The 11,675-nt window shown below is 69.4% G+C and carries 11 protein-coding genes; 6 read left to right on the plus strand and 5 right to left on the minus strand.

Annotated features, from left to right (window positions below; genetic code table 11):
* Positions 1–308 precede the first annotated feature (308 nt).
* Positions 309–1,136 carry an SDR family oxidoreductase gene (locus ACZ6TU_RS37885; RefSeq protein ID WP_469553329.1) on the minus strand — a complete coding sequence of 276 codons (828 nt, stop codon included), beginning with the start codon at positions 1,134–1,136 and terminating at the stop codon, positions 309–311.
* Positions 1,137–1,199: 63 nt separating this feature from the next.
* Between ACZ6TU_RS37885 and ACZ6TU_RS37890 the strand changes: the two genes are divergently transcribed.
* Positions 1,200–2,426 carry an acyl-CoA dehydrogenase family protein gene (locus ACZ6TU_RS37890; RefSeq protein ID WP_469553331.1) on the plus strand — a complete coding sequence of 409 codons (1,227 nt, stop codon included), beginning with the start codon at positions 1,200–1,202 and terminating at the stop codon, positions 2,424–2,426.
* 140 nt (positions 2,427–2,566) lie between these two features.
* Positions 2,567–3,061, plus strand: coding sequence for a MarR family winged helix-turn-helix transcriptional regulator (locus ACZ6TU_RS37895; RefSeq protein ID WP_466350241.1), 495 nt, complete (start codon positions 2,567–2,569; stop codon positions 3,059–3,061).
* Between the two features lie 555 nt (positions 3,062–3,616).
* Here the strand turns inward: ACZ6TU_RS37895 and ACZ6TU_RS37900 are convergent.
* From ACZ6TU_RS37900 to ACZ6TU_RS37910, 3 genes are all read right to left on the minus strand, one after another.
* Entirely contained in the window at positions 3,617–4,678 is a 1,062-nt protein-coding gene (locus ACZ6TU_RS37900; protein WP_466350242.1) for an LLM class flavin-dependent oxidoreductase, read from the minus strand.
* On the minus strand, positions 4,678–5,211 hold the full coding sequence (locus ACZ6TU_RS37905) for an SRPBCC family protein (protein WP_067425071.1): 534 nt from the start codon (positions 5,209–5,211) through the stop codon (positions 4,678–4,680). The genes ACZ6TU_RS37900 and ACZ6TU_RS37905 overlap by 1 nt, the downstream gene beginning before the upstream one ends.
* A gap of 112 nt (positions 5,212–5,323) precedes the next feature.
* Positions 5,324–5,821 (minus strand): winged helix-turn-helix transcriptional regulator, encoded by a 498-nt coding sequence (locus ACZ6TU_RS37910; RefSeq protein WP_466350244.1) that lies wholly within the window; start codon positions 5,819–5,821, stop codon positions 5,324–5,326.
* A 106-nt stretch (positions 5,822–5,927) separates the two neighbouring features.
* Between ACZ6TU_RS37910 and ACZ6TU_RS37915 the strand changes: the two genes are divergently transcribed.
* Positions 5,928–6,824, plus strand: a complete 897-nt coding sequence (locus tag ACZ6TU_RS37915) for a short-chain dehydrogenase/reductase (RefSeq protein ID WP_469553334.1) — start codon at positions 5,928–5,930, stop codon at positions 6,822–6,824.
* A 31-nt stretch (positions 6,825–6,855) separates the two neighbouring features.
* On the opposite strand, the gene ACZ6TU_RS37920 is transcribed toward ACZ6TU_RS37915, so the two are convergent.
* Positions 6,856–7,539: a TetR/AcrR family transcriptional regulator gene (locus tag ACZ6TU_RS37920; RefSeq protein WP_469553336.1), complete on the minus strand. Its 684-nt coding sequence runs from the start codon at positions 7,537–7,539 to the stop codon at positions 6,856–6,858.
* A gap of 264 nt (positions 7,540–7,803) precedes the next feature.
* On the opposite strand from ACZ6TU_RS37920, the gene ACZ6TU_RS37925 reads away from it, so the two are divergent.
* Genes ACZ6TU_RS37925 through ACZ6TU_RS37935 form a run of 3 tightly spaced genes read left to right on the plus strand, consistent with a single transcriptional unit; the run spans position 7,804 to position 11,212 of the window.
* Positions 7,804–8,772, plus strand: a complete 969-nt coding sequence (locus ACZ6TU_RS37925; RefSeq protein WP_466350247.1) for an enoyl-CoA hydratase/isomerase family protein — start codon at positions 7,804–7,806, stop codon at positions 8,770–8,772.
* Positions 8,773–8,779: 7 nt separating this feature from the next.
* Positions 8,780–9,703 carry an alpha/beta hydrolase gene (locus ACZ6TU_RS37930; RefSeq protein WP_469553338.1) on the plus strand — a complete coding sequence of 308 codons (924 nt, stop codon included), beginning with the start codon at positions 8,780–8,782 and terminating at the stop codon, positions 9,701–9,703.
* Positions 9,704–9,739: 36 nt separating this feature from the next.
* Positions 9,740–11,212: a class I adenylate-forming enzyme family protein gene (locus tag ACZ6TU_RS37935; RefSeq protein ID WP_469553340.1), complete on the plus strand. Its 1,473-nt coding sequence runs from the start codon at positions 9,740–9,742 to the stop codon at positions 11,210–11,212.
* The last annotated feature ends 463 nt before the right edge of the window (positions 11,213–11,675 follow it).

An 11,675-nucleotide genomic window follows, 5' to 3' on the forward strand; every position in this document is an offset into this window, starting at 1 on the left:
CTTACCATCGGTGGCGGGGGTGGTTCTGCTGAGCCGGGAAGGTGGCGAGCGAGCGGGCCACTTCCGGCGACCGAAGCTCCTGAGATCCACGCCGCGGGAGGCTGTTCTAGCGCCCCGCCGGTATGCCCAGAGCCCGATGAGCGCCGCGAGATTTGTGCGGGGCCGCCCGGGTTGGGAAGACCACCATCTCCCGACTCCTCACCGACGGCCGCGACATGGCATTCGAGTTGCGCACGCCTTGCGTACCGGCGGCACGGATCGTCGCTGCGAGCGGGGTGAGGCCCGCCCCGCCTCGAAACCGAGCGGGATCAGGCAGCGTCGACGAATATGTCGAGCGCGAGATCACTCTCGAATCCGGCAGGGCTGTAGACGGACAGGTCGGTGACGCCTTCGTCGAGCAGGACCTCGTCGTCGATGAACAGGTTGGCGGTGCACGTGCGCGCGTCACGCGTGAGGACGGCGTACGCGGCGTCAGCCATGATCTGCGGACTACGGGCTTGTCCGGCGCCGCCGACCACGTTGCGTACGGCGGCGGTGTCGATCAGGGTTCGCGGCCACAGCGAGTTGGCGGCGATGCCGTCGGCGGCGAGTTCCTCGGCGAGCCCGATGGTGCACAGACTCATCCCGTACTTCGAGAGCGTGTAACCGAGATGCTTGCCCACCCAGTGCGGCGCGAGGTTCAACGGCGGCGAGAGGGTGAGGATGTGCGGGTTGTCCGCCGCGCGCAGGTGCGGGATCGCGGCCTTGCTCAGCAGGAACGTGCCTCGCGTGTTGATGTCCTGCATCAGGTCGTACCGCTTCATCTCCAGCTGCTCCGTCGACGACAGGTCGATCGCGCTGGCGTTGTTGACCACGATGTCGATGCCGCCGAAGGCAGTGACCGCAGCGTTGACGGCGGTGCGTACGTCGTCCTCGTTGCGGACGTCACCGACGACGGCCAGCCCCTTGCCCCCCGTGCGCTCGATCTCCCCGACCGCGGTGTGGACCGTGCCTTCGAGCTTCGGGTGCGGTACGGCGGTCTTGGCAAGCATCACCACGTTCGCCCCGTCGCGGGCCGCGCGCAGGGCGATGGCGAGTCCGATGCCGCGGCTGCCTCCCGACATCAGGACGGTCTTGCCGGCCAGCGTCCGTGTCATGGTCGAACCTCCACAATCGATTGGTCAACTAATCATACGCACTACGAATGATACGGTCCGCGCATGACTTCCACTCCCGCACGCCAGAGCGACCGGCTCTACCACGAGCTCCTCGCCCCCAAGGAGACCCAGTCCGTACGCGCCGCCGTGCGCCGGATCGCGGAGCAAGAAGTGGCTCCGCACGCCGCGGCGATAGCGAACGGCGACGAGCGCACCGACGGCTTCCCCCGGCAGGTGTTCGACGCGCTCGCATCGGCGGGGGTCTTCCGGATCCCCTTCCCCGGCGAGGTCGGCGGCGATGGCCTGGCCCACCCGGCGACCGCCACCGCCGCGGCGATCGAGGAACTGGCCTACTACTCCAGCAGCGTCGCGGCCGTCTTCGACGTGCACTGCATCCTGGCGGGCAACGCCCTGCGGCAGGGCACCGAGGAGCAGCAGCAGCTGTGGCTGCCCAAGGTCGCACAGGGCTCGGTGGTCGGCGCGTTCGCCACCACCGAGCCGGACGCCTCCAGCGACCTGTCTCCGCAGGCCGTTCAGACCGAGGCCGTACGCACCGAGACCGGCTGGGTGCTGAACGGCCACAAGCGGTGGATCTCCAACTCGCCCGTGGCCGCCTTCGTGGTGGTCCTCGCCCGCACCGGCGAGCGGCTGAGCATGTTCATCGTCGACACAACGCTTCCGGGCGTTCAAGTGGGCCTTGCCGACCGCAAGATGGGCAACCGCGGCCAGCTCACCGCGGACATCCGCTTCACGGACGTCCGCCTGTCCGACGCCGACCTCCTCGGCGGCGCCGAGGGACACGGACTGCGCCACGCGCTGTCCACACTGACCTACGGCCGGATCGGCATCGCGGCCGCCGGGGTCGGCATGGCGCAGGCCGCCTTCGACCACACCGTGGCCCACCTGTCGACGCGACACGCCTTCGGCAAGCCGGTGGCCGCCAACCAGCACTGGCAGTTCCTGCTCGCCGAGCGGGCCACCGAGATCGACAACGCCCGCACCCTCGTCACCAAGGCGGCCCTGCGCCTGGACGCCGGCAACCCGTCCCCGGAACCCGAGGCCGCGATGGCGAAGTACTACGCCACCAAGCTGTCGGTGGACATGGCGCGCGACGCCGTCCAGGCTTTCGGAGGCCTCGGCTTCGCCCGCGAACTGGGCGCCGACGGAAGCCCTGGCCCCGTCGAGGCGATCTACCGGGACAGCAAGATCGGCGAGATCTACGAGGGCACCAACGAGATCCAGAAGTGGGTCATCGCCCGGCAGATCTTCGGCCGGACCATCGTCGGCTGACGGCGGCGGCCCAGCCGATGCCCTGCCCTGCGAGCCCCTCTTCCCGCGCACCGGGATAGCTGCCCCGGTCCGGCCGCGCCAGGCCTTCTCGTACGATGGACCCAGACGATACGCAGGGCTAACCATAGGCGGGATAAACGATGTCCGAGGCTCCGCTGGTACCGGGGACCGTGGCCGAACACACCATCTGCCTGCTGGTCAAACTCGGACAGGTGGCCTTCAGGATCGCCGAAGACGGCATCAGCGGAACCGGCCTGCGCGTGCGCCACTACAGCGTCCTGCAGGCCCTGGCCGACAACGGCGCCATGCCGCAACTGGCGCTCGGCTCGTTCCTGCGCATCGACCCGGCGACGATGGTGACGAGCCTCGACGACCTGGAACGGGCCGGATACGCCGAGCGGACACGCGATCCGCAGGACCGACGCCGGTACGCCGTCGACATCACCGACGCCGGGCGCAAGGTCCTGGCCGACCTCAACCGCACACTCGTCGGTCTCGACAGCGAAACCCTCACCGACCTGGGCACCACTGAACGGCACTCGCTTCACGCCCTGTTGAGCAGCCTCGCCGAGAGTCCCGCTCTCACCGCCATGTTCGATGCCGTCCGCGAGCAGAGCGGCGCGAAGAGGGCTTAACCGCAGGAGGAGATTTCCACAGTCCGGGGCGACACGCCTCGGCCGCGATGGCCGGGCCGCACGGGCAGTCAGCCGCCCCCGCCGCCGATTCGAGGCTGCTCGCCTTCGCGGTCGGCGGCGGCTGCGAGGTGGTCTGCCCGCTTACAGGTCGTCACGACGATGACGAGTTCACCGTCACGATGGTCGGCCTCATCTCCGGGATGCCTGGCCGGCATCAGCAAGGGCATCGACCGACAACTCGGCGAAGGGAACGCGCACGGACCGGTGCCATATCCGCCGGGCCCGCGCCGAGCACGACGACGCCGTGTACTCACCGTGTACGTCCATGGACGGTTCCTATCAACCGCGTGATCGGCCACCTCGGCGGTGGCCTGGTACATCCCCGTCAGCGCCCCGTCGCCACGGCGTACGCCCAGGACGGTCATCGCCGATCGCGGACCCCGTCGACTTCGCGTACTCCGGCCTCGACGGCACCGAGCCTGAGGGGCTCAAGGCGCGGGTCTGGCGGACGGCGTCGGCGTATGGCGCCCCGCCTCGGGCCGCGGTGGCCTGTCGTCAGCGTGCCGCCTCGTCCTCGATGTCGCGGACCAGGTCGATGGCCCGGCCCAGGGTGGCGAGTCGGGCGTCGAGGCTCTCGCCGGCGGGATAGAAACGAACGGTGTCGACACCGACGTCGCGCCACACGCGCAGCCGCTCGCGCACCATGTCCTCGGTTCCGATCAGCGTGGTCGCCAGCACCATCTCGTCGGTGATCAGGCCGGCCGCGCCGTCCCGGTCCCCGGCCTGCCAGCGGTCCCGTACCTCGGCCGCGACCTCGGCCCAACCCTGACGGCTGTAGGCGTTGTTGTAGAAATTCGTGGTCGCAGATCCCATGCCGCCGAGGCTGAAGGCCAGCTCCTTCTTGCGTCCGGCCACCATCGCGCGCAGCGCGTCCTCGTCGTCCGCGAAGGCGACCTCGGCGCCCTGGCAGATGTCGAGGTCGGCGCGTGTACGGCCGGCGTTGGCCAGGCCGCGGTCCAGGTGGTCGAAGTACGCCTCCTTGGCGCCTTCGGGTACGAAACTGGTGCCCAGCCAGCCGTCGGCGATCTCGCCGGTCAGGTGCAGCATCTTCGGCGAGAGGGTGGCCAGGTAGACGGGGATGTCGTGTTCGGCACGCATGGACAGGCGCATGGGTCTGGCGTCGCCGCCCGGCAGCGGGATCCGGAACTCCTGCCCGGCGTGGGTGACCTTCTCCCCCGAGGCGGCCTGTCGCACGATCTCGACGGTCTCGCGCATCCGGGTGAGCGGCCGGTCGAACGGCACGCCGTGCAGCCCCTCGATCACCTGCGGTCCGGAGGGGCCTAGGCCGAGAAGGAAGCGCCCCTGGGAGATCTGCGACAGCGTGATCGCGGCTCGGGCGATGGCCATCGGCGTGCGGGTGCCGAGCTGGATGATTCCCGAGCCGAGAAGCATGCGCTCGGTCTTCGCGGCGAGATAGCCCAACGGCGAGGGCGCCTCGGAGCCCCACGCCTCCGCCACCCAGCAGATGTCGAGACCGAGCCTCTCCGCCTCGGTGACGTAGTCGACGATCTCCCGCCAGTCGCCCCCGGAGGCTTCGATCGTGGTGGAGGTACGCATCAGACATCCGCCTCGTCCGCGGTCTGGGCGCTCTCGGCCAGCTTCTTGAATCCTTCGAGGGTGACGGTCATGTTGGCCTCGAACTCCCGCATGCGCACGAAGACGATCTTCTGCTCCTTCTCCGGCATGCGTTCGATGGCGAAGGAGAGACCCGAGGGGGCCGGCCCCATCTGCATCCATTCCCGCAGCAGCGTGCCCCCGTCCTGCGGCTCCAGGGTGAACCGCCAGATCGCTGTCGGGTGCTGCGGATCCTCGACCGCCCAGGCGAGCCTCCTCGGCGGCTCGTACTCGACGATGTGGGACGTGGTGGCCCACTCCCCGAACGCGTCGTGCTTGCTCCGGCCGACGAACCGCGCCCCGAGGGCAGGGCCGCTCCCGCCGTCCAGCCATTCCACCGACTGCAGCTCGGAACTCATGCGCGGCATCAGCTCGATGTCGGACACCAGCGTCCACACCTGAGCCGGCGCTGCGGCGATCCAGGTGTGCACCTCGACCGTCGGCTTGTCCGCATAGCGTGCGCCCGTCCACTCCATGACCTCGCAGCCTCCCTGCCCGCCAGGAACTCCCGCATGAGCTCCTGACCGGTAAAGTTGCGTAGATAGACTCACTTGTCAAGGGTGACCTGCCGTGCAGGGCGCTGCCTGGTCAGCTCGTGAACCGGGCCCGCACATCCGGCCGTTTGGCCAGGTGCGGTGGGTAGCCGGGGCCCATCCGGGGGTGGGTGTTGTCCGCCGTCATGGGCTCGCCGCAGGCGGCGCACACCACCTCGGCATGAGTGTCCTGCCCGCACGCCTCGTGGCGCATCGTCACCGGCGGGCCCGCTTCGCCGGAGAGCCAGCGGTCCCCCCACCGGTTCATCACCAGCAGCACGCCATAGAAGTCGCGCCCCTTCTCGGTGAGCACGTAGTCATGGCGGACCGGCTCCGTCTGGTAGGGCCGCTTCTCCAGCAGCCCCTCCTCCACCAGCCGGCGCAGCCGGTCCGTCAGCGTGTTGCGGGCGATCCCCAGCGACTCCTGGAACGCGTCGAACCGCCGGATCCCGTAGAACGCCTCACGCAGCACCAGCGGCGTCCACCAGTCGCCGAGCAGGTCCATGGTGCGCGCGATCGAGCAGGGCCACTGTGCAAAGGATGTCCGTCTCATGACGGCCAGCATAGGTTCGTCCAGTCGTGAGACCCAGCAGGTGAACCTAACAGCGACCGGTGCGCAGTCTCTTGTGCTCCATCAATAACGAAGTTATGTTGCCGCCATGAAACGTGACTTGCTGGGCAAGAAGCTGGTTGTCACCGGTGCGGCACGCGGCATCGGTGAGAAGGTGGCCCGCCTGGCCGCCGCCCGAGGGGCCCGGGTGACTGTGATCGGCCTCGAAGCGGATCGGTTGCGGGCTCTTGCCGACGAGCTGGGTCCCGCCGCTTCGTGGCGTGAGGCCGATGTGCGCGACGGGGCCGCTCTGCGATCGGCGCTCGACGAGGCCGCGGAGGTCATGGGCGGCATCGACCTCGTGGTCGCCAATGCCGGCGTCGTGGCGTACGGGACGGTGCGGCAGACGGACGAGGCGTCGTTCGAGCGGGTCCTGGACATCAACCTGAACGGCGTGTTCCGCACCCTCAAGTACGCGACGCCGCACCTGGAGCACAGCCGGGGCCACGTGCTGGTCGTGGCGTCCGCGCTGTCGTTCATGCCGCTGGCCGCGATGGCCTCCTACGGCGCGAGCAAGGCCGGGGCCGAGCTGCTCGCCCTGACCTACCGGCAGGAGGTGGCGCATCTCGGGGTCACGGTCGGCGTGGTGCACCCTTCCTGGATCGACACGGACCTCGTTCGGGGCGCTGAGGCGGATCTCCCCTCGTTCCAGGGCCTGCGCGCGCGACTCCCCTATCCGGGCAATGTCACCACGAGCTCCGACCGGGCGGCCGCCGCGATCGTCGACGGGCTCGTGCGTCGACGCAGCCGCGTGTACGTCCCGCGTGCGGTCGTCGTGGCCAACTGGGCCAAGGCGGCGCTGAATTCACCGCTGGCCTGGCCCTGGGCGAGGCGCTTCGCGGCCCGGGCGGTGCCGTCCCTCGAACGGGAGGTCGCGGCGCTGGGGAGGCAGGACCAACTCACGCCTGGCACAGATGCCCCTCCCGCGGAGACCAGGGCGTTCTAGGGCCTGGGGCAGCACCCACCCGCCCGGCTTCTCAGCGGCCTTGGACGATCGAGTCGTACAGGCGCGCGCCGGCCTCGTGGGAGGCTTCGGCACGTTCGCGCTCGTCACCGAGTCCGACAGTGAAGTTCACACCCATCGGCACGAGCACTTGCGCCACGGCGTCGTCGAACTCGACGAAGTGCTCAGCCAGTTCAAGGGTGATGTAACCGTGCACGTAACTCCACAGCTGGGCGGCGATGGCTTCGGGTTCCTGCCGCTCGACCCTGCCGGAGCGCAGGAGCCGTTCGCATGCCGCGGTGACATGGGCGTGGGCTTCACGGAAGGCCGGGGAGTGCCCGCTCAGGCGGCGGTCCGTATCCGGCAGAGGCCGGTAGGTCGCCCGAGTGGACAGGCCGAACATCAGGTCGTAGAGGTGAGGGTTCTCGCGGGCCTGCCGACGGCAGGTCAGGGCCATGGCGAAGAGATCCGCGACCGGGTCCTCCGTCACCGGTACCCGGCCGAACGCTGCGCCGAGTTCCTTGAACCCGTGGTCGGCGACGGCACTCATCAGCTCGGGGATCCCGCCGAAGTGGCTGTAGACCACCATCGTCGACAGTCCGCTCGCGGAGGCCACCGTGCGCGCCTTCACAGCCGACGGACCCTGCTCGGCCAGCAGGCCGATGGCCGCCTGCACGAGTCGTTCCGGTGCGTCTTCGAGCCTCGCCCGCCCTGCCATGTTCCGTACGCCTCCACCGTTGACACACCAGAAATAACTTGGTTATGTAATTCTTCGCGGCAATAGTACACATCGCACGTGACGTGCCGCCTTCGATACACGCATCCGCCTCGGACACGTCATCACGCGCCGGTCCAGTCTCCTGCCGCCCGTGCGGGCACAGCGTGTCGGGGCGAACCCGACCTCATCGCTGCGACACGCATCCGCGGCCGCCCCGACGCACTTTCCCACCCCCGCCATGAACTCAGCACGGGAGCAGAACTCATGCCATACAAAGACAAGGGCCGTCTGACGGTCGAAGATCGCGGGGCTGTCCTGATCGTCCGGGTCGACGGCGGCCCGCATCAGGAGTTCGGCCTCGACATCGCCCAGCAGCTGGAGAAGCTGGTGGCCCGAGCCGACCGCGATCCGAACGTCCGTGCCGTCGTCTTCACCGGGGCGCATCCCGAGCGGTTCGTCAGCCATGCCGCGGTCCGGTGGCTGCAGGAGGAGGGCGCCGCGAGCCCTACGGTCGGCCGGCGCGGTGCCGCGGCCGTCGTACGCCTGGCCAAGCACGTGGACCGCTCCCGCCTCCTCGGGCCCCTGATGCGCAGGACCCCGATGCGGGGAGCCCTCCAGTTGGAACGTCTGCACACGACCTTCCTGCGGATGAACGCCAGCGGTGTGCTCTACGTCGCCGCCCTCAACGGTTCGGCTCTCGGCCTCGGCGCGGAGTTCGCCTGGGCGTGCGATCTGCGGGTCATGGCCGACGGGGACTTCTTCATCGGCCAGCCGGAGATCCTCCTCGGCATCATCCCGGGCGGTGGCGGCACCCAGCGGCTGACCCGCCTGATCGGCACCCACCGGTCCCTGGCCGCGATCCTCGAAGGCAAGCCGTTCACGCCCGCGGAAGCTCTCGCCAACGGGGCGGTGGACAAGGTCGTCGCGCAGGACAAGGTGGTCGCGCAGGCGGTCGAACTCGCCGAGTACTTCGGGAAGCGGTCGAAGGGGTCGGTCGCGGCCGCCAAGAGGTCGGTGTACTTCGGCGGCTCCATGTCACTGGAGGACGGCCTGCACGTCGAACGCGCCGAGTTCTTCACCCAGGTCATGTCGAAGGAAGGCCAGAGGCTGATGCTCGACTACCAGGCCACTACCGACGCCACCGGCGAACTCCCGCTCTACACACCGGGCACCTACGCCCGGGCCCTCGCGTCGGGCAGCGTGCCGGGCCGTCGCTCGACGAGCGGGCGGTGAACCGACGATGACCACTGCGCAGTCCTTCACCCGTCACGACATCACGTTCCCTTCCGGCGACAGCACCTGCGCCGGTTGGCTCTACCTCCCCACGGGCGTCACGTCTGCGCCCGTCGTCATCCTCGGGCACGGCCTCGGCGCCGTCCGCGAGATGCGCCTGGACGCCTTCGCCGAGCGCTTCGCACAGGCCGGCATCGCCGCGGTGGCCTTCACCTACCGGCACTTCGGCGACAGCGGCGGCCACCCTCGCCAACTCCTGTCGATCAAGCGTCAGCTCACCGACTGGGACGCCGCCATCGCCTACGTCAAGGCACGCACGGACGTCGACCGCACACGCATCGCCGTATGGGGCAGCTCGTTCGGCGGCGGCCATGCCATCACCGTCGCCTCACGCCACCCCGAACTGCGCGCGGCCGTGTCCCAGTGCCCCTTCACCGACGGTCTCGCCTCCGCGCTCGCGCTCGGCCCTGCCGCCTCGCTCAAGGTCCTCCCCGTGGTAGCCCGCGATCTGGCGGCCAGAGGCCGCGGAAAGCCGCCCGTGATGGTTCCGATCGCCGCCGCCCCCGGCTCGTCGGCCCTCATGAACGCCCCGGACGCCCTGCCCGGATACCAGGCGCTCCAGCCCGCGGGAACGACATTCCGCAACGAGGTGGCGGCGAGGGTCATCCCGACCATCCTCGCCTACCGGCCCGGGCGCGCGGCCAAGAAGATCACCATCCCGATCCTCTTCTGCGTCAGCGACACCGATTCCGTCACGCCTCCCGCCCAGACCCTCCGCTACGCGCGCACCGCACCCAAGGCAGAGATCAAGAGGTACGACGCCGGCCACTTCGACTTCTACACCGGCGAGACCTTCGAAGTACTGGTGCGCGACCAGATCGAGTTCCTCACCCGCCAGCTGAACCCGGCAGCCGCCACGTCAGCTCCGTGACCGGATCGCATCACACCCAGACAGGTACGCCCCGCCATGAATTTCGCATCTCTGCCCGACCGCCGCGCGGCCCTCGACCCTGATGGGGCCGCGGTCTCGGACGGCCGCCAGGCACTCACCAACGTCCAGTTGCTGCGTCGCGTCCAGGCGGCGGCACGTCACCTGCAGGACCTCGGGGTCGGCCCCGGCGACGTCGTGGCCCTCAGGCTGACCAACCGCGTCGAGTTCGTGCTCCTGCTGTTCGCCGCCTGGCGGCTCGGCGCCACCATCACGCCGGTCAATCCGAGCATGACCGACATCGAAGTCGCCCGACAGCTCACAGACTCCGGCGCACGCCTCCTGGTGAGCGAGGACGGTGAGACCGCCGTGGCGGACGGGACTGCCGTCCTCGCCGTCGGCGAACTGCACCACGCAGCGGCGCAGCCGGATCAAGCACCCCTTGCGGACCCGTCCGCGCTGGCCCTGCTCATCTACACCAGCGGCACGACCGGCGTTCCCAAAGGGGTGATGCTCGACCACGCCAACATCGATGCCATGGCGGACATGGGGCGTCGGGCGCTGGAGGTCGGGCCGGCCGACCGGTGCCTGCTGATCCTGCCGCTCTTCCACGTCAACGGCATCGTGGTCAGCACCCTCACACCGTTGCTCGCGGGCGCGAGCGTCGCCATCGCCGACCGGTTCCATCCCGAGACCTTCTTCGATGTCGTCGAGCGCGAGCGCCCCACCTTCTTCAGCGCCGTGCCGACGATCTACAGCATGCTCGCGGCGCTCCCGGACCAGGTCCGCCCGGACACCTCGTCCCTGCGCTTCGGAGTCTGCGGCGCGGCACCCGCCTCCGCCGAGCTGCTGACCCGGTTCGAGGCCCGTTACGGGTTCCCGCTCGTCGAGGGCTACGGGCTGTCGGAGGGAACCTGCGCATCCACCATCAATCCTGTTGCGGGCCCCCGACGCGCCGGAACCGTGGGAATGCCCTTCCCCGGCCAGGAGATCCGGATCGTCGACGCCGACGGCAGCGAGGTGCCCCCGAGCGTGGAGGGAGAGGTCGTCGTGCGCGGCCCCAACGTCATGCGGGGATACCTCGGCCGCCCGGAAGAAACAGCCAAAGTCCTCGTCGACGGCTGGCTGCACACCGGCGACGTGGGCCGGCTCGACGCCGACGGATACCTGACCCTGGTCGGACGTTCGAAAGACATGATCATCCGGGGCGGGGAGAACATCTACCCCAAGGAGATCGAGGACGTCCTCGTCGGTGACCCATCGGTGCTCGAGGCCGCCGTGATCGGCGTCCCCGACGAGAAATGGGGAGAAGTCGTCGTCGCCTACGTCCAGCCCCGACCGGGCCAGACCGTCGATCCCTCGGCACTGCAGTCCCTCTGCGCACGCAGCCTCACCGGCTTCAAGCGCCCGACCGCGTTCTTCGTGGTGGAAGCCATCCCGAAGAACCCGGTCGGCAAGATCGACAAGGTCTCGCTGCGCGCTGCCCACACTGAGGTCTCTGCGCGGACCTGACCTTTATTGATGGCGCTGTGGGCCGTCTCCGGCGGCTGGCCCCCAGCTCCGTGCCAGGGACCGAGTGGCAGATCCGGGGCTCCCCGGAACTTCGCGAGCTTCGCCGCGCGCCCGGCCTACCGGGGACATCCGCGAAGTTGCCCGCATGGGTGGCTCAGGCCCTTGGCTATTGGGCGGCGACGGTGAGGGCCGTCGCCGCCCAGCGGCCCCGCACAGTCGCCGGGGGCTTCGCCGGCCAGAAACACACATCGCGTATGGCGACCCGGACACCGGTCTGGTCATCGCCGGACCTGCGGGCAGCCACCCCGACCGGGCCGCCCGAGCCGCTCGCCCAGAGGCATCACGGCTCTTAAGGCAGCCTCCTCGGCCCGGGCGTCAACGGCGCTCCATGCTCACTGTCGTTCGAGGAACTCGAGCGCTGTCTCCACCTGCGCCGGTCAGCTGCGGTCCTTCGGCCTGAACG

Source organism: Streptomyces sp. NPDC052064, from assembly GCF_055585925.1.

Bases quoted from the DNA above. Each gene is read 5' to 3' on its own strand.
- ACZ6TU_RS37895 (WP_466350241.1), top strand. From the start codon at position 2,567: ATGTCCGAGGCTCCGCTGGTACCGGGGACCGTGGCCGAACACACCATC.
- ACZ6TU_RS37905 (WP_067425071.1), bottom strand. From the start codon at position 5,211: ATGGAGTGGACGGGCGCACGCTATGCGGACAAGCCGACGGTCGAGGTG.
- ACZ6TU_RS37900 (WP_466350242.1), bottom strand. From the start codon at position 4,678: ATGCGTACCTCCACCACGATCGAAGCCTCCGGGGGCGACTGGCGGGAG.
- ACZ6TU_RS37920 (WP_469553336.1), bottom strand. From the start codon at position 7,539: ATGGCAGGGCGGGCGAGGCTCGAAGACGCACCGGAACGACTCGTGCAG.
- ACZ6TU_RS37930 (WP_469553338.1), top strand. From the start codon at position 8,780: ATGACCACTGCGCAGTCCTTCACCCGTCACGACATCACGTTCCCTTCC.
- ACZ6TU_RS37935 (WP_469553340.1), top strand. From the start codon at position 9,740: ATGAATTTCGCATCTCTGCCCGACCGCCGCGCGGCCCTCGACCCTGAT.
- ACZ6TU_RS37885 (WP_469553329.1), bottom strand. From the start codon at position 1,136: ATGACACGGACGCTGGCCGGCAAGACCGTCCTGATGTCGGGAGGCAGC.
- ACZ6TU_RS37925 (WP_466350247.1), top strand. From the start codon at position 7,804: ATGCCATACAAAGACAAGGGCCGTCTGACGGTCGAAGATCGCGGGGCT.
- ACZ6TU_RS37890 (WP_469553331.1), top strand. From the start codon at position 1,200: ATGACTTCCACTCCCGCACGCCAGAGCGACCGGCTCTACCACGAGCTC.
- ACZ6TU_RS37910 (WP_466350244.1), bottom strand. From the start codon at position 5,821: ATGAGACGGACATCCTTTGCACAGTGGCCCTGCTCGATCGCGCGCACC.
- ACZ6TU_RS37915 (WP_469553334.1), top strand. From the start codon at position 5,928: ATGAAACGTGACTTGCTGGGCAAGAAGCTGGTTGTCACCGGTGCGGCA.